Origin of the sequence: Bacillus sp. 105MF (genome assembly GCF_000374885.1) — a bacterium.
In the GTDB taxonomy this organism is placed as follows: domain Bacteria; phylum Bacillota; class Bacilli; order Bacillales; family Bacillaceae_G; genus Bacillus_A; species Bacillus_A pseudomycoides.
The window spans coordinates 61868-79094 of the sequence record NZ_KB895587.1 but is presented as its reverse complement, the minus strand read 5'-3'; the positions used below and the strand labels follow the sequence as shown (position 1 = coordinate 79094).

General features: G+C 36.8%; 11 protein-coding genes, 8 tRNA genes and 4 pseudogenes. 22 read left to right on the top strand and 1 reads right to left on the bottom strand.

The window, feature by feature from the left end:
• Window positions 1–2: 2 nt before the first annotated feature.
• The 22 genes and pseudogenes from C564_RS0124330 (at window position 3) to C564_RS0124210 (ending at window position 15909) form a co-directional block, all read left to right on the top strand.
• Window positions 3–77 (top strand) — tRNA-Glu (locus tag C564_RS0124330).
• A gap of 5 nt (window positions 78–82) precedes the next feature.
• Window positions 83–158 (top strand) — tRNA-Val (locus C564_RS0124325).
• 24 nt (window positions 159–182) lie between these two features.
• A tRNA-Met gene (locus C564_RS0124320) sits at window positions 183–259 on the top strand.
• A gap of 2 nt (window positions 260–261) precedes the next feature.
• Window positions 262–337: transfer RNA gene (locus C564_RS0124315), tRNA-Asp, on the top strand.
• An 85-nt stretch (window positions 338–422) separates the two neighbouring features.
• Window positions 423–497: transfer RNA gene (locus tag C564_RS0124310), tRNA-Gln, on the top strand.
• A 5-nt stretch (window positions 498–502) separates the two neighbouring features.
• Window positions 503–578 (top strand) — tRNA-Lys (locus tag C564_RS0124305).
• 5 nt (window positions 579–583) lie between these two features.
• Window positions 584–655 (top strand) — tRNA-Gly (locus C564_RS0124300).
• 10 nt (window positions 656–665) lie between these two features.
• Window positions 666–738: transfer RNA gene (locus tag C564_RS0124295), tRNA-Ala, on the top strand.
• A 162-nt stretch (window positions 739–900) separates the two neighbouring features.
• Window positions 901–2046: a glycerate kinase gene (locus C564_RS0124290; RefSeq protein ID WP_018767179.1), complete on the top strand. Its 1146-nt coding sequence runs from the start codon at window positions 901–903 to the stop codon at window positions 2044–2046.
• 220 nt (window positions 2047–2266) lie between these two features.
• Window positions 2267–3160, top strand: coding sequence for an arginase (gene rocF, locus C564_RS0124285; RefSeq protein ID WP_018767178.1), 894 nt, complete (start codon window positions 2267–2269; stop codon window positions 3158–3160).
• 251 nt (window positions 3161–3411) lie between these two features.
• Window positions 3412–4239: a diadenylate cyclase CdaA gene (gene cdaA, locus C564_RS0124280; RefSeq protein WP_003204777.1), complete on the top strand. Its 828-nt coding sequence runs from the start codon at window positions 3412–3414 to the stop codon at window positions 4237–4239.
• Window positions 4232–5695 carry a CdaR family protein gene (locus C564_RS0124275; protein ID WP_018767177.1) on the top strand — a complete coding sequence of 488 codons (1464 nt, stop codon included), beginning with the start codon at window positions 4232–4234 and terminating at the stop codon, window positions 5693–5695. The genes cdaA and C564_RS0124275 overlap by 8 nt, the downstream gene beginning before the upstream one ends.
• On the top strand, window positions 5688–7034 hold the full coding sequence (gene glmM / locus C564_RS0124270) for a phosphoglucosamine mutase (protein ID WP_018767176.1): 1347 nt from the start codon (window positions 5688–5690) through the stop codon (window positions 7032–7034). The genes C564_RS0124275 and glmM overlap by 8 nt, the downstream gene beginning before the upstream one ends.
• Before the next feature lie 286 nt (window positions 7035–7320).
• Window positions 7321–7505: pseudogene (locus C564_RS38270) on the top strand (hypothetical protein).
• Between the two features lie 12 nt (window positions 7506–7517).
• A complete protein-coding gene (glmS, locus tag C564_RS0124260) occupies window positions 7518–9320 on the top strand; it encodes a glutamine--fructose-6-phosphate transaminase (isomerizing) (protein WP_003194417.1) in 1803 nt (600 codons plus the stop codon).
• Window positions 9321–9411: 91 nt separating this feature from the next.
• Window positions 9412–10251 (top strand): annotated as a pseudogene (locus tag C564_RS0124255) (TnsA endonuclease N-terminal domain-containing protein).
• The gene (locus C564_RS0124245) at window positions 10248–10703 is read left to right on the top strand and encodes a Tn7-like element transposition protein TnsE (RefSeq protein ID WP_018767172.1); all 456 of its coding nucleotides are present in this window, start codon (window positions 10248–10250) and stop codon (window positions 10701–10703) included. Before C564_RS0124255 ends, C564_RS0124245 begins: the two are co-directional and overlap by 4 nt.
• Window positions 10704–10724: 21 nt before the next feature.
• Window positions 10725–12740 carry a S9 family peptidase gene (locus tag C564_RS0124240; protein ID WP_018767171.1) on the top strand — a complete coding sequence of 672 codons (2016 nt, stop codon included), beginning with the start codon at window positions 10725–10727 and terminating at the stop codon, window positions 12738–12740.
• 594 nt (window positions 12741–13334) lie between these two features.
• A pseudogene (locus C564_RS0124235) lies at window positions 13335–13556 on the top strand (transposase); the annotation flags it as partial.
• Window positions 13557–13852: 296 nt separating this feature from the next.
• Window positions 13853–14698: a DUF2785 domain-containing protein gene (locus C564_RS0124225; RefSeq protein ID WP_018767168.1), complete on the top strand. Its 846-nt coding sequence runs from the start codon at window positions 13853–13855 to the stop codon at window positions 14696–14698.
• A gap of 317 nt (window positions 14699–15015) precedes the next feature.
• A pseudogene (locus C564_RS36955) lies at window positions 15016–15323 on the top strand (heteromeric transposase endonuclease subunit TnsA); the annotation flags it as partial.
• 130 nt (window positions 15324–15453) lie between these two features.
• Window positions 15454–15909, top strand: coding sequence for an AraC family transcriptional regulator (locus C564_RS0124210; protein ID WP_018767167.1), 456 nt, complete (start codon window positions 15454–15456; stop codon window positions 15907–15909).
• Between the two features lie 259 nt (window positions 15910–16168).
• Here the strand turns inward: C564_RS0124210 and C564_RS32580 are convergent.
• The coding region (locus C564_RS32580) for a glucosaminidase domain-containing protein (protein WP_033794873.1) at window positions 16169–17227 on the bottom strand (1059 nt) is incomplete at its 5' end.

Below are 17227 nucleotides of genomic sequence, written 5' to 3'. Positions count from 1 at the left end.
TTGGCCCGTTGGTCAAGTGGTTAAGACACCGCCCTTTCACGGCGGTAACACGGGTTCGAATCCCGTACGGGTCACCACTTTTGGAGGATTAGCTCAGCTGGGAGAGCACCTGCCTTACAAGCAGGGGGTCGGCGGTTCGATCCCGTCATCCTCCACCATATATAACATATGAATAGTATCGTCGCGGGGTGGAGCAGTTCGGTAGCTCGTCGGGCTCATAACCCGAAGGTCGCAGGTTCAAATCCTGTCCCCGCAACCAATGGTCCCGTGGTGTAGTGGTTAACATGCCTGCCTGTCACGCAGGAGATCGCCGGTTCGACCCCGGTCGGGACCGCCATTTTAACTTCTGCCTTTGAGCAGTTGTTTTTTATTGGTTATTGTGATATGATGATTTTCGTCTCGAAAAACATTATATTTTTTGATGGGCTATAGCCAAGCGGTAAGGCAACGGACTTTGACTCCGTCATGCGCTGGTTCGAATCCAGCTAGCCCAGCCATTTACGAGCCATTAGCTCAGTTGGTAGAGCATCTGACTTTTAATCAGAGGGTCGAAGGTTCGAGTCCTTCATGGCTCACCATTTTCGCGGAAGTAGTTCAGTGGTAGAATACAACCTTGCCAAGGTTGGGGTCGCGGGTTCGAATCCCGTCTTCCGCTTTTTTACTTCGGGGCCTTAGCTCAGCTGGGAGAGCGCCTGCCTTGCACGCAGGAGGTCAGCGGTTCGATCCCGCTAGGCTCCATTATAAATTAGAAAAAACCTTACATCTTTTGATGTAAGGTTTTTTGTTTATCTTGCTTAATAAGGATGAGTTTCCATTCATTTCGTTTACAATAGAAAGATAGAGTGAAATACACCATTTGAATTGAAGTGTGTTGGAATAAGGGGAATGGAGGGATCGGTGTTGAAAATTGTTATTGCATCTGATTCATATAAAGAAAGCTTACGAGCGATAGAGGTATGTAAGGCTATTGAAAAAGGATTTACTAAAATTTTTCCTGAAGCTGAGTATGTAAAAGTCCCGATTGGAGATGGAGGAGAAGGTACAGTCCAGTCCCTTGTTGATGCTACAGGAGGAAAGATTATTCCACTTCATGTAACAGGTCCACTTGGTGAGCGTGTAGAAGCATTTTACGGCATTTCTCAAGACAAAAGAACAGCGTTTATTGAAATGGCAGCAGCATCAGGATTACAGCATGTTTCAGTTAAAAAGCGAAACCCTCTTATTACAACAACAAAAGGAACGGGAGAGCTTATATTAGATGCACTGGATAAAGGCGTACAGCACATCATTTTAGGTCTTGGAGGAAGTGCTACGAACGATGGGGGTGCCGGAATGCTCTCTGCCTTAGGTGTAAAATTTTTAGAGAAAGATGGACGAGTAATAGAACCTGTCGGTGGAAAGTTACATTCTATTGATTCTTTAGATTTATCGAAGTTGGATTCTCGTTTAGCACATGTAAAACTAGAAGCGGCGTGTGATGTAGATAATCCTTTGACAGGACAAAAAGGAGCATCTTTTGTATTTGCAAAACAAAAGGGAGCAAGTGCAGAAATGATTGCACAGTTAGATGATAACTTAAAGCGTTATGCCCATGTATTAAAAAAATATTTACATATTGATGTGGAAGAGATTGCAGGTGCAGGAGCTGCGGGGGGATTAGGCGCTGCTGTTGCTGCTGTACTACAAGGGGAATTAAGAAAAGGAATTGAAATTGTATTAGATTATACAAATTTTGATGAACATATAAAAGAAGCGGATCTAGTTCTTACAGGTGAAGGAAGGATAGATGTACAAACAGCTTATGGAAAAGCTCCGGTTGGAATTGCTAGACGGGCAAAGAAGCTTCATATACCCGTTATAGCTATTGGGGGTTCCGTGCTCCCTAATCACATTTCAGTTTATAAAGAAGGAATAGATGCTGTGTTTGCTGCCACATCAAGTCCAATGACATTAGAGGAAGCATATATAACAGCAAAGGAAAATATTGAAATGTCCGCACGAAATATCGCATCTGTATGGAAAATAGCATCAGAAAGACGTCTCTAATATAGGAGGCGTTTTTTTACTTTCAATTATTTATGAATACATGTGTAATGAGGTTTCCTGGGAGGCGTTTCGTTTTATACATAAAATAGCTTTAGGATATTGGTTTCTACGTAGATATGGGTGAATAAGGTGCATATACATACAAAAAAATGTCGAGTTGAGTCAGACTATAGAAAAGATTTAAAATATTTAGTGAAGGCATAAAAGGGGGAGACTATCTATGAAGAAAGAAATTTCAATCGTTGGAGTTCCAATGGACTTAGGGCAAATGCGTCGTGGGGTTGATATGGGACCAAGTGCAATTCGTTATGCAGGAGTAATTGAAAGAATTCAAAATATTGGGTATGACGTAGAAGATATCGGAGACCTATGTATTGAAAGAGAACAGGAAATAGATGAAAATACAAAATTAAGAAACCTTACACAAGTTGCACATGTTTGTGATGAATTAGCAAGTAAGGTTGATCATATTATAGAAACAGGTCGTTTTCCACTTGTATTAGGTGGTGACCATAGTATTGCTATCGGGACACTTGCAGGGGTGGCAAAGAACTATAAAAATTTAGGTGTTATTTGGTACGATGCACATGGGGATTTAAATACGGAAGAGACATCACCATCTGGAAACATTCATGGTATGTCACTTGCAGCAAGTTTAGGTTATGGACATCCTTCACTCGTTAATTTATATGAAGCGTATCCAAAGGTTAAAAAGGAAAACGTTGTTATTATCGGTGCGCGCGCGTTAGATGAAGGTGAAAAAGAATTCATTCGTAATGAAGGAATTAAAGTGTTTACAATGCATGAAATTGATCGTATGGGAATGACTGCCGTTATGGAAGAAACGATTGCATATTTATCTCATACAGATGGTGTTCATTTATCATTAGATTTAGATGGACTTGATCCACATGATGCACCAGGAGTTGGAACACCTGTAACTGGTGGATTATCATATCGTGAAAGTCATTTAGCGATGGAAATGTTATCGGAGGCTGATATCATTACATCTGCTGAGTTTGTTGAAGTAAATCCGATTTTAGATGAGAAAAATAGAACGGCAACAACAGCGGTAGCTTTAATGGGTTCTTTATTCGGTGAAAAACTAAAATAAATGTAAGAAAAGCAGCTGAAATGCTGCTTTTTTTTATTTTAAAAAAAGAGTATAATAATGAGTTATATTATACCGCTTTACAAGAAAAGTTCGACATCTTACCAATTTTCACCAAGGGGGTGTCGTTGTAATTGTCGTTTCTTTCATGTATGGTATAATTAACTAGTTGTTGTAAATACATACAGATAGAGCAAAATAATAATATTTCAGTATATGGATAAAATTGCTCATAAGTAGGAGGAAGGGTTAGCATGCCTTTTGGAGATATGAACCTTTTGAAATATCTCAGTACGATATTAGATATCGCCGTTGTGTGGTTTGTTATATATAAGCTAATTCTTGTAATCCGAGGAACAAAAGCTGTTCAACTTTTGAAAGGGATTACAGTTATTATTATCGTTCGTATATTAAGTTATTTATTTGAGTTGCATACATTGCAGTGGCTCACGGACCAAGCTTTAACATGGGGATTTTTAGCAATAATTATTATTTTCCAACCAGAGCTTAGACGAGCGCTTGAACAATTAGGAAGAGGAAGTTTGTTCTCCCGTGGAATTGGTCAGGAAGAAGAAGAGCATGAAATCGTTGCGAATGCTGTGGCAAAGGCAACTGAATATATGGGGAAACGACGCATAGGTGCGCTTATTACATTATCTAGAGAAACTGGAATGGGAGATTATGTAGAAACCGGGATTCCTTTAAATGCGAATGTGTCATCAGAACTACTTATTAATATCTTTATCCCTAATACACCGCTTCATGATGGAGCAGTGATTATGCAAGGAAATACGATTAAAGCAGCAGCTTGTTATTTGCCATTATCGGAAAGCCCGTTCATATCAAAAGAATTAGGAACGCGTCACCGGGCTGCGATGGGAGTTAGTGAAGTAACTGATAGCATTACAGTGGTTGTATCAGAAGAAACAGGCCAAATCTCTTTAACCAAAAATGGAGAATTGCATCGTGACTTAAAAGTCGAACAGTTAAAAGAGATGCTTTTAGCAGAGTTTAGTGGAAATGTGAAGACAACTTCTTCATCTTTATGGAATTGGAATTGGAGGAGAAAGCGTCATGGATAAGCTAATGGAGAACCACTGGTTTTTAAAAGGAATTTCATTACTATTGGCGTTAATGCTTTACATGTCAACGAATTTGTCAGATAAAAACACGACAGGGAATACGAGTGCATCACTTTTTCCAACAGGTGATGTAACGGAGACAGTATCTAACGTTGTAGTAGCAGTAAATTATGATGAAGATAAATATATTGTAAGTGGTGTTCCAAAGTATATAAAAATAAAATTGGAAGGGCCAAAAAATGTAATTACTGCAGCAAGGTCGCAACGTGAGTTTGGAGTATCTTTAGATTTACGTGGATATTCTACAGGAACATACGATGTTCCTTTAAAGTATACCGGGATGGAAAACAATTTAAAAGCAACAGTTCAACCGGCGAAAGTTAAAGTTACGATTCAAAAGAAAGCAAAAAAGTCATTTCCTGTGGAAGTAAAGTACTCAAATGAGAGTCAAATGCAAGGAAGTATGGTTGAAAAACCGACTATCAAACCAGGGACTGTTGAAGTTATGGGTACAGAAGAGGAACTAGCAAAAGTCGCGCTTGTCAGGGCGTATGTTGATTTGAAGGGGATAACAAAAACAGTAACAAAGACAGCCGAAATTGTACTGTATGATGAAGAGGGCCGGAAATTAGACTTACAAACAACACCGTCTAAAGTAAATGTTACAATCCCAGTTTCAAATCCAACTGCGACAAATAATATTGAAAAAACTGTGCCACTAACTTATGTGAAAAGAGGAAGTCTACCAGAGGGGTTAGCGGTTACAAACATCGGTATCGAACCAAATGAAGTGACAATATCAGGCCCAAAAGATGTTTTGGATAATATAAAGTCCTTGGAGGGCGTCGAAGTAGATCTTAGTAAAATTACGGAATCTACAACATTCGATGCCTCTGTTTTATTACCGAAAGGTGTAACCAATGTAAGCCCCAGTCAAGTGAAGGTTTCTGTCGAAGTGCAAAAACAAAAAACTGTAAAGCATAAGACAATAGATGGCATTTCTATACAAAAAAATGGATTGTCAGATGAATTCACTTTACAACTACTTTCTCCACAAAGTGGAAAGATAAGCGTTGATATTTCAGGAGAAGCAAGTATAGTAGATAAAATAACAGCGGCGCAAATAACAGCATCAATTAATCTACAAAACATATCTTCTGGGACGCATGATATTCCAATTCAGGTTAGCGGTCCTAGTAATGTTTCAATAGAAGCAAAACAAAAAACTGTAAAGGTAACCCTTGTAAAGAAAGAAAAACCAGATCAAGAAGTACAAGGTAAGCCGGAGCAACCAGATTCACAAAAAGATAAAGAGAATGAAACAGAAAAACCAACAGAAAAACCAACAGAAAAACCAACAGAAAAACCAAAAGAAGAACAGAACAAAGAATCTGAAAAAGAGAATGAAGCAGAAAAACAAAAAGAGCAAAATAAAGGAGCGAATAGCAATGGGTAAATATTTTGGTACAGATGGTGTGCGCGGTGTCGCGAATAAGGAATTAACGCCTGAATTAGCGTTTAAAATTGGTCGTTTTGGAGGGTATGTATTAACAAAAGATACAGATCGTCCAAAAGTGATTATTGGTCGTGACACACGTGTATCTGGTCATATGCTAGAAGGTGCGTTAGTAGCAGGATTATTATCAACTGGAGCAGAAGTTATGCGCCTTGGCGTTATTTCAACTCCTGGGGTTGCTTACTTAACAAAAGCATTAGATGCACAAGCAGGTGTTATGATTTCAGCATCCCATAACCCAGTACAAGATAATGGAATTAAATTCTTCGGTTCAGATGGGTTTAAACTAACTGATGAGCAAGAAGCTGAAATTGAAGCTTTATTAGATAAAGAAGTAGATGAATTACCACGTCCGGCAGGAACAGAGCTTGGACAAGTGAATGACTACTTCGAAGGTGGACAAAAATACTTACAATACATTAAACAAACTGTAGAAGAAGATTTCTCAGGTTTACATATTGCTTTAGATTGTGCGCATGGTGCAACATCTTCTTTAGCACCATATTTATTTGCAGATTTAGAAGCTGATATCTCTACAATGGGTACTTCACCAAACGGCATGAATATTAATGACGGTGTTGGTTCTACACATCCAGAAGGTTTAGCAGAATTAGTAAAAGAAAAAGGTGCAGATATTGGACTTGCCTTTGATGGTGATGGAGACCGTTTAATTGCAGTAGATGAAAAAGGAAACGTTGTTGATGGGGATCAAATTATGTACATCTGTGCGAAGTACATGAAAGAAACTGGTCAATTAAAACATAACACAGTTGTTTCAACAGTTATGAGTAACTTAGGTTTCTACAAAGCACTTGAAGCAAACGGTATTACAAGTGATAAAACAGCAGTTGGTGATCGCTATGTAATGGAAGAAATGAAACGCGGCGGTTATAACCTTGGTGGTGAACAATCTGGTCATATTATCTTGCTTGATTACATTACAACTGGAGATGGAATGTTAAGTGCACTTCAGCTTGTAAACATTATGAAAATGACGAAGAAACCATTGTCTGAGCTTGCAGGTGAAATGACAAAGTTCCCACAATTATTGGTGAACGTTCGTGTAACAGATAAGAAATTGGCATTAGAAAATGAGAAAATTAAAGAAATCATCCGTGTGGTAGAAGAAGAAATGAACGGAGAAGGACGTATCCTTGTTCGTCCTTCTGGAACAGAGCCACTTATTCGAGTTATGGCAGAAGCACCAACACAAGAACTTTGTGATGGATATGTACATCGTATTGTAGAAGTTGTGAAAGCTGAAGTTGGCGCTGAATAATTCGCCAATTTCATATGAAAAAGGAGCACGTTTTGTGCTCTTTTTTCATATGTTTTATAGACAATGAAAAATTTTCATTGACGGTTTATGCTGTTTGTTATAAGATGGTCTTGTTCTTTTTCTCAAAATTAATATATGAATTATGAAAGCGCCAGAGCTACAAGTTATGTAGTTGACGAGGAGGAGTTTTATCGAGATTTCGGCGGATGACTCCCGGTTGTTCATCACAACCGAAAGCTTTTATTTAAAGCGTTGAGGTGACTCAATGGACAAAGATAAAAGTGTGATGAGGGAAAAAGAACGGATGAATACTGGCTGTATAAGTATATACGGACTGAAACCCAATCGAGAGGAAGGTGAAAGCCGTTACAGACTTACAGGGCTAGCAATATGTAATCCGTTTTTTTATATGTAAATAATGGGATCGGACTATGTCGTTACATGTTCGCAAAGCAATGTAAGCATTTGTAACGGCGACTAAACATGTGTGGAATCGTAGGATTTATTGGAGATCAAGATGCAAAAGAAATTTTATTAAAAGGCTTAGAGAAGCTAGAGTACCGTGGATATGATTCAGCGGGTATTGCAGTACAGGCAGAGAACGGTGTTGTTGTATACAAAGAAAAAGGCCGTATTGCAAAACTTCGTGAAATCGTGGATGAAAATGTAGCTGCAAGCGTGGGAATCGGTCATACACGCTGGGCAACACATGGTGTTCCAAGTAAAGTAAATGCACATCCGCATCAAAGTACGTCAAAACGCTTTACACTAGTTCATAATGGTGTAATTGAAAACTATGAATTAGTGAAAAAAGAATATCTTCAAGATGTGACGTTTGTAAGTGAAACAGATACAGAAATTATCGTTCAGCTTATGGAACAGCAAGTCAACACAGGATTAAGTGTAGAAGACGCATTCCGTCAAACGTTATCCATTTTACATGGTTCTTATGCAATTGGCTTACTTGATGCTGAAAATCCAAACATGATTTATGTTGCTAAAAACAAAAGCCCGCTATTAGTAGGTGTTGGTGACAACTTTAATGTTGTTGCAAGCGATGCAATGGCAATGTTACAAGTTACAGATCAATTTATCGAGTTAATGGATAAAGAAATGGTGATCGTAACACAAGAAAGCATTACAATTAAAAACTTACAAGGTGAAACGATTGAGCGTGCACCGTTTACAGCGGAATTAGATGCAAGTGATATTGAAAAAGGAACATATCCTCATTTCATGTTAAAAGAAATTGATGAGCAACCACTTGTAATCCGTAATATCATTCAAAAGTATCAAAATGAAGATGGCGAAATTGAATTAGATGAAGACATTCGTAATGCAATTTTAGATAGCGATCGTATTTATATTATTGCATGTGGAACAAGTTACCATGCTGGTCTTGTTGGAAAGCAATTCATCGAAAAATTTGCGAAAGTACCTGTAGAAGTACACGTAGCAAGTGAATTCTCTTACAATATGCCACTATTAACAGAAAGACCATTCTTCATTTACATTTCACAAAGTGGTGAAACAGCAGATAGCCGTGCAGTACTTGTGCAAACAAATGAAATGGGTCATAAAGCATTGACAATTACAAACGTACCAGGTTCTACGCTTTCTCGTGAGGCGGACTATACACTACCTTTATATGCAGGACCAGAAATTGCAGTCGCTTCTACGAAAGCTTACACAGCACAACTTGCAGTGCTTTCAATCTTAGCAGCTGACATTGCGAAAGCAAAAGGTGAAGTTCTTGATTTTGACTTAACACACGAATTAGGTCTTGTAGCCAATGCAATGGAAGTACTTTGTAATCAAAAAGAAGAAATGGATGCACTTGCAAAGCAATTTTTAGCGACAACTCGCAACTGTTTCTTCATCGGACGTAGCGTAGATTTCTATGTTGGTTTAGAAGGTGCGTTAAAGCTAAAAGAAATCTCTTACATCCAAGCAGAAGGATTTGCTGGTGGAGAATTAAAACACGGTACAATCGCGTTAATCGAAAAAGGTACACCAGTTATCGCGCTTGCTACACAAGAGCACGTAAACCTTGGAATTCGCGGCAATGTAAAAGAAGTAGTAGCACGCGGAGCAAACCCGTGTATCATCGCAATGAAAGGCTTAGAAATGGAAGGTGACAGCTTCGTATTACCAGCTGTACATGAAGCGTTAGCACCGCTTGTAGCGGTTATTCCATTACAACTGATTTCATACTACGCAGCGCTTCACCGCGAGTGTGATGTTGATAAGCCACGTAACTTAGCTAAATCTGTTACTGTTGAGTAGGAGATTGGGAGGTTCATAATTTTATTGTAGATTTGAAATAAAGTTGCACCGTTTTACCCCTTTAGATATGATTATCTAAAGGGGTGTTTTTATGTCGAAAAGAACTAGAACATCCGAGATTGAACAGTGGATTAAACAAGGTCGAGGGAACGGTATTGGAGTAGATTATAAACCTTGGTTAAAGATTCAAGATGTATCTTCAAAGGGTCGGTCTACATGTTTAAAAGGTTTTAAAACAAACAGACAACACGAATTTCTATCAGACTTGGAACGAAACTACTTTTATTTAACTGAATATTCTGATTGTGTCGTTGATATTCGAGAACAATTTCCTTTATTGCCGTTGGAAGAAACAATTGTCATTGCTGATGAATTAGGTCTAAAACATCCTACAGACCTAAAAACAAATGAGCCAGTTGTGATGACAACGGACTTTTTATTAACAGTAGATAAAGGTGAAGGGTTAGTAGAACTTGCAAGAACAATCAAGATGAAGGACGAGCTTTTTAAGGAGCGAGTTATTGAGAAATTTGAAATAGAACGGGTTTACTGGGAACGGAGACAAATTGATTGGGGCATTGTAACCGAGCTAGAAATCCCTAAAGAAATGGCACGGAATATTAGTTATATTCATGACTAATACGATATCCAACAATATGATGCATTTCAAAATATGAGCCAGCAGCATATTGAAGATTTAGCGATGTCATTGTTACAAAGGGTATTAGATACTAACCAAAGTATTAGAGAAATAACAAATATCTTTGATAAAGAAACACATATGCCATTAGGAAGTAGTATGACGCTATTTTATCATTTACTTGCACTGAAAATAATTCGAGTAGATATGTTAGAGCCAATAAATGTAGAGCAGCCAATTGTTATTCAGTCAATTGATGAGAGCAAGTTGAAGAAGGTGAAATATGGATGATTTATATTAATCAAGTGTTTCAATATACAGCAGATTCACAGCGCATTCGTATTATTGAAATTGAAGAATCCTATGTTTATGTAGTTAATATCGATACAACGAGTGCTATGCCCAAAAGAGAGCTATATAGTCATTTAGAGATAGAGCTTGTCACTAGGCGACGTTATGTAATTGCTCAAATATATTTGGGGAATGGAAAACAATTCAACATTATAGAAATTGAACGGGAAAATCGCTCTTTGTCGATGTTGATTTTATCATCGCTTGTAACTCGTGAATGGAAAACTATTTATGAGCGACTGCTTATAAATCTAGTGAATGATAGTGGAACATGGACAAGTAAGTCATTGAAAAGCATTGAAAGTCAAGGTATTACAGTGGTGAAAGCTAAACACAGTTCTAAAGGGGTTCAGCATAGGGCAGAGGTTTTATTGAACAAATTAGATTACTAGACATTACGAGGGGGTTTATTAATGAAAATGAATGAAAAAACATATCTAAGTATAGAAGAGATTATTTCATTACCAACCTTATCAGGTACAAACATAAGTGATGATGGCAAAAACGTAGCATTTGTCAAGAAGACAGCTAACTGGAAAGACAATAAATATAGGAATCATGTATGGATATATGAAAAAGATAAGGGGCAGAGTTACCCATTAACAACTAGGGATATAGATAGTACATACCCATTATGGTCTCCAGATTCTAGGGATATCGCATACCTTAGCCCAGTTGGTGACGGGGATAATAAGAAAAATCAGATCTTTGTTAAGTCAATAGATGGTTATAGTGGGGTTCAAATTACTGATGAGAAAGAAGGGATCAGTAAATTCAAATGGGAGCCTACTGGCAAGGGTTTTTATTATGTTGCACAGTCAAAAGAATCTGAGGTGATAAAGAAACGTAAGGAACTATATGGAAATTTCCATCATATAGGGAAGGAATACCAGAATAATTGTTTATATTACATTGAAATAGAAAAAGTGATACAAAATGATAAATATGAACACCCGGAAAATTCTGATAGTGCTGGTAAGGATAAAGATGAACACGAAAATAGCGTTGTTTATCAACTAACTGATGGGAAGGATTTTCATATCCAAGAATTTGATATTTCAAATGATGGGAAAAAGGTTGTATTTATGGCTACGCCAAGCCCAAATATGGGAGAGTATATTAATGGAGATCTATACATACTAGATATTAAAGCTGGAGAGTTACAAAAGATGAATATAGATAAGTTGTTGGGAGGGAGCGTTTGCTTTTCTCCTGAAGGCAGCAAAATATGTTACTCAGCAAGCATAAGGGAGAAGGATTACTATAAGAACCATATACAAGACAGTACATTAGAGATATATGATATTAATAATGGAGAGCTAATTCAACCTTTAACAGATTTTGATAGTACGGTTATTCCATTACGGTGGACAGCTAAAGGAATTTTAATTAGATGGCAGAATAAAACTAATTATCTTATTGGGTTGCTATCTGAGGATGGCACTGTGGAAATGTTAAGTGAAAAAGTAGATAGCTTTATAATGGATGCTTCTATAACAAGGGATGGAAATCATATATCCTATAATAAGGCTATAACAAATGAAACCTTTGAAATCTATTTAGACGATAAAAAAATAACGAATGAAAATAGCTTTTTCAAAGGAAAGCTTAAAAGTAACAGGGAAATAATCTCATGGCAAAGTAGTGATGGTCTTGAAATAGAGGGTGTTTTATCAACCCCAGTAGAGTTTGACGCAAATAAAAAATATCCCTTATTAGTGGTAATCCATGGTGGTCCGGCTTGGGCATCCTTTCCAATATTTTCAGACTGTTTTAATGAGAAATATCCTATTGAACAGTTTATCGAAAAAGGCTTTATAGTTTTAGAACCAAACTACAGGGGAAGTTCTGGTTATGGTAATGAATTCTTAAAAGCAAACTATAGAAAACTGGGAATTGCTAACTACGATGATGTTATATCTGGAGTGGATAAACTAGTTGACAAAGGGATTGCAGATAAAGATAGAGTAGGGGTTATGGGATGGAGCAACGGGGGATATATATCAGCTTTCTGTTCTACATTTAGTAGTAGATTTAAAGCTATTTCAGTTGGAGGTGGAATTACTAATTGGAGTACCCATTATGTAAATACAGATATACCTTACTTTATTAGGATATATTTAGGAAATAACCCATGGAATGATCCAGAGATATATACTAAAACATCACCAATGACATATATTAAATCAGCCTGTACCCCCACCTTAATCCAACATGGCGAAAAGGATGCAAGAGTTCCAACTCCAAATGCATATGAGCTATATCAAGGATTAAGGGATATGGAAGTTGATACAGAATTAATTATATTTAAAGGAATGGCATATAGTTCTGACCAGCCAGGAATTAATGTGGCTATTATGAAGCAGAATTTGATGTGGTTTTCACACTATATTCTTGGAGAAAGTATGAAAGATTTTAGGGTTTTATAATGGATATCCTCACAGGATACATAAGGATGAAACAGTCTTCATAAGGAAGCTTTTTTTTTCTTATTTAGCCTGTGATTGTAGCTCTATGATTTCCATGTAAATTTCCACTGTATAATACTCTAGCAACTACATTGACTTACAATTGTATAGCAACGTTATGGCATTAAGCTCCCTGTACCTTAGTAGGGGTACGGAAACGATTCGTGTAAAAACTGCAATAGGATAAAAACGTGGCTCAGATATGGAAAATTACATATTTGCCACGTTTTCTTCTTATAAAAGATTAATTAGACCTAGAAGGCAAAGTAGATATAAGAAATGGATACTTCAGTACAACTGATTTATCTACGGGACAAAAAAGATATATTAAATAAAATGATCAAACTTTTTTAAAAAAATGAATGTGGGTAAAATGCCAAAGAGCTAAATTTTTATCAAACTTTTTTCAAAATTTAGCTCTTGTTTTTTTCTGAAAAAACAATACTTCACACAAAGTTTTGATTAAACTTTTTTAACACCTACATTTATTGTAGATTTGAAATAAAGTTGCACCGTTTTACCCCTTTAGATATGATTATCTAAAGGGGTGTTTTTATGTCGAAAAGAAAAAGAACATCCGAGATTGAACAGTGGGTTAAACAAGGTCGAGGGGTCGGTATTGGAGTAGATTATAAACCTTGGTTAAAGATTCAAGATGTATCTTCAAAGGGTCGTTCAACTCGTTTAAAAGGAATAAAAACAAACAGACAGCATGAATTTCTGTCGGATTTAGAACGCAATTATTTTTATTTAACTGAGTATTCGAATTATATTGTTGCTGGCCGCAGAACAGATTTCGAAAAAATAGAGAAACTACATATGCAGTAAGGCTTGAAATGAAAAGAGATAAAGCAATTGAACTATTACACTATGATAATTTATATGATTTCACTTTGGATATTATCGGAAATAATTCTTATTGATGACTTAAAGCAGAGTCAAAGGTTAATTACAGCTCATGAATCGGGAGTAAAAATAAGATTGCAAAAAATTTTAAAATATAACAACGTAGGTTTAAGAGTATTTGAAAAAACAATCGACCGAATAGAACGAATGATGAGAGGGATGGGAAAATGAGCGATACAAGGACCAAATTGATGCTGGATTTGCAAAGAATTGAGAAGGATAAGTATCAGTTACGCGAAGGTGAGCAGCATCAAGATTTCTTACCTTTGTTACTTCAATATATTGGCGATCCTCAGCCAGAATTACGGGATAACCTAATTTATCCGATGTTTTATATGTGGATTAAGGAAGAGAATAGGTTCAGTGGAGAGGAGTTGCGTAGCCTCTTAACTGTTCTGACTGATGAGAATCATTTGTTCTATAATATTGGCAGCGAGGATGATCAGTCAGTTTTTACAAGGACGTTCTCTGCCTTGCCTATCGCTTTGATTGTGCAACAACACAGACAGAATCCATTTTTCAATCAAGCGGAAATTGAGCAATTAATGCATGCAATGCTCCGTTATTATAAAGAGGAGAAGGATCTGCGAGGTTACCTTTCAGTAGGAGGCTGGGCTCACAGCGCGTCTCACGGTGCGGATGTTTTTGTCGAGCTGGTGCAGTGCGAGGAGAGCAGCGTCGCAATGCTGCGTGAGGTTCTTATCGCTATTTCTGGCATGCTTCATAATGGTAGACACATTTTTAGCGATGAGGATGATGAGCGGTTGGTCAACATCGTGGATATGATGATTGACAAAGAGTTACTTCCACATCAAGAAATCGCTGATTGGATTAGCGGCTTAGCGCAATGCTGCAATTTGCCGAGAAGTCGCAGTCAGGTGATTGCTCGCGTGAACAGCAAGAATTTTTTACGCAGTCTCTATTTCAGAAGGGGACAAGATAGCCGAGGGAATGAGCTTAACACTGTCATGCTTGGTACTGAGGCAAAATTGAACAGGTTTTCTATCAGTTAAAGGATTAGAGGGGCTGTCCCAAAAGCCATGGAAAATTGGCTGAGGGATTGCCCCTTTTTATGTCAAGAAAAACAAAAAGTGAGTAACTAAATTTTTACTGTTCTTAAGAGGTTAATATCGTTAGAGTGTGTTTTGATTAATCTTTTTTCAAAACACGCTCTTTCTTTTTGCTTGTTTATCAAGGCTATTAGTATTAATTTGATCAATCTTTATTTTAAAGCTACATTTATTGTTGGTTTGAAATAAAGTCGCGACGTTTTTAAAAAAGATGCGAAGCTTTACCCCCTTTAGATACGATTATCTAAAGGGGTGTTTTTATGTCGAAAAGAAAAAGAACATCTGAAATTGAAAAGTGGATTATGCAAGGTCGTGGGTCAGGAATTGGGGTGATTATCAGCCTTGGTTGAAGATTCAAAATGTTTCCTCGTTAGGTCGATCAACACGCTTGAAAGGGATTAAAACGAGCAGACAACATGAATTTTTATCAGATTTGGAACGAAATCACTTTTATATAACTGAATATTCTCATTTTGTTATTGCAGATGAATTAGGAATTAAACATCCTACAGATCCTAAAACGGGCGAACCGATTGTGATGACAAAGGATTTTTTATTAAGTGTAGAATTAGAAAATGATAAATGTAAATATTTTAAATATATGTAAACGATTTTAAAAAATGCTGTGTATTCTATTTTATATCGTAGTAATCTTGTGATGAACAAGTTATTTATTCTTTAAAGGAGGCAAACAAATCATGGATATTATGATTGAAAAGATTCCAGCATATCGGATTGCTTACATAAGGGAGATTGGCCCTTATGGAATTGATAATGTGCGAACAATGGAAAAATTAAAAGAATGGGCAAAATCTAACCATTTATTTAATGACGAATCCATAATTCTTGGAATTGCTCAGGATAATCCTGAAACTACTAAACTTGAAAACTGTCGTTATGATACCTGCATAGTTGTTTCAAACGACTATGCAGTAACTGATGACTATGTAAGAGAAGGTAATATTGTTGGAGGAAAATATGCTGTTTTTAAAATTAATCATACAGCAGAAGCAGTTCAGAAAGCGTGGGTTGATATTTTTCCAGAATTATCTGGGCAAGGATATCAATTTGATGAAGCAAGACCAATCATCGAAAGGTATGTAGTCAAAATGGTTAATAATCATCATTGTGAAATTTGTGTACCCGTATATTAAAGTAGTAATTGGATAAATTCCAATTTGTTTGATTGAACAAAACGAGCACCTTATATTTCCTCTTTTTGGTTCTTAAAAAATACATTTTTCACTTCACTGGCCAAAAGGGATATCTCAGGGAGAGCATAACAACCAATAATTTTCGTACTAGGAAATATATCTATTGCAGGTACTATATCAAAAATCTGGCCTCTTTAAATGTACTCTTAGCTTTTATAAATACAGCCCTTTTAGTTTTCGTCTAAAAGGGCTGTGCTGTTTACATGTTTAATTTAGTTTTCAATATCCAGTATTTATTTCCGTTTATTGTAAATGAGAATTCGACCCATCCATTGGGATCTTCGCGATGAACGAATACTGATGTTCCTAATGCTAATGTACCTTGGTTGTTTTCTGTAACAGACTGACTTTTAATTACTCCATCAAATGAATAGGGTACAACGTAATAGAAGGCAGCTAGTTTAGCAGTTGCTTTCGTTCCCTGTGGATATGTTTTATATGGGATATTATTTGAGAGTGCGTCAACATTTAAGGTATTTGGGTTTTTAGGTAATTTTTTTGCATATAAATAATCTTGCTTTTGGAAGGGTTTAATACGCTCCATAATTTTTGCGATTTTGGTAGACCATTCTTGATCTGTTGAATACATAACATTCATACCTTGCAATGTTGGACCATAGTAATATGATCCATTTTTCTCTAAATATTTATCTCTTACATAATTGGCATTATAGGCAATGCTATCACCGAAAGTTGGTAAATATTTTGCATATTTAAACGGATCCTGATCATAAGCGCGCAAACCAAATAGATTATGTTTGCGATATGCGATTTCAGATTTACCATATCCGGATTCCAAAATAGCATGTGCCGCTAAATAAAGTGCGTTAACACCATACTGAGCTTGAGCTGCAACAAAGTCGTTTCCATGTCCAATTAATGGGCTATCTGGTTGGTACTTTTTAATGTCAGCATCAATTTCTTTACCAGTAACATTTGAAGCATATGTTAAATCAAGGTTTATATATGACGTAGCAGTAATATTATTTTCAGGAATCCAAGTACCGCTGTTATTGAAATAATACGTTGTTCCGTCAATAGAAGCGAATCCAGTTTGCATAACACCATTTAGCTGTAAATAGTACCATGTACTCCCTTCTTGTAGCCAACCCGTTTTCATCGTCCCATTTGAATTTAGGTAGTACCACTGGTTACCGTCGAGAAGCCATCCTGTTTTCATGGTGCCATTAGAGTTTAGGTAATACCAAACTCCGTTATCAAAAAGCCACCCTGTTTTCATAGCGCCATTAGAGTTTAG

Coding starts and splice junctions, on each gene's coding strand:
- rocF (WP_018767178.1), top strand. CDS start 2,267: ATGAAGAAAGAAATTTCAATCGTTGGAGTTCCAATGGACTTAGGGCAA.
- cdaA (WP_003204777.1), top strand. CDS start 3,412: ATGCCTTTTGGAGATATGAACCTTTTGAAATATCTCAGTACGATATTA.
- C564_RS0124275 (WP_018767177.1), top strand. CDS start 4,232: ATGGATAAGCTAATGGAGAACCACTGGTTTTTAAAAGGAATTTCATTA.
- glmM (WP_018767176.1), top strand. CDS start 5,688: ATGGGTAAATATTTTGGTACAGATGGTGTGCGCGGTGTCGCGAATAAG.
- glmS (WP_003194417.1), top strand. CDS start 7,518: ATGTGTGGAATCGTAGGATTTATTGGAGATCAAGATGCAAAAGAAATT.
- C564_RS0124245 (WP_018767172.1), top strand. CDS start 10,248: ATGATTTATATTAATCAAGTGTTTCAATATACAGCAGATTCACAGCGC.
- C564_RS0124240 (WP_018767171.1), top strand. CDS start 10,725: ATGAAAATGAATGAAAAAACATATCTAAGTATAGAAGAGATTATTTCA.
- C564_RS0124225 (WP_018767168.1), top strand. CDS start 13,853: ATGAGCGATACAAGGACCAAATTGATGCTGGATTTGCAAAGAATTGAG.
- C564_RS0124210 (WP_018767167.1), top strand. CDS start 15,454: ATGGATATTATGATTGAAAAGATTCCAGCATATCGGATTGCTTACATA.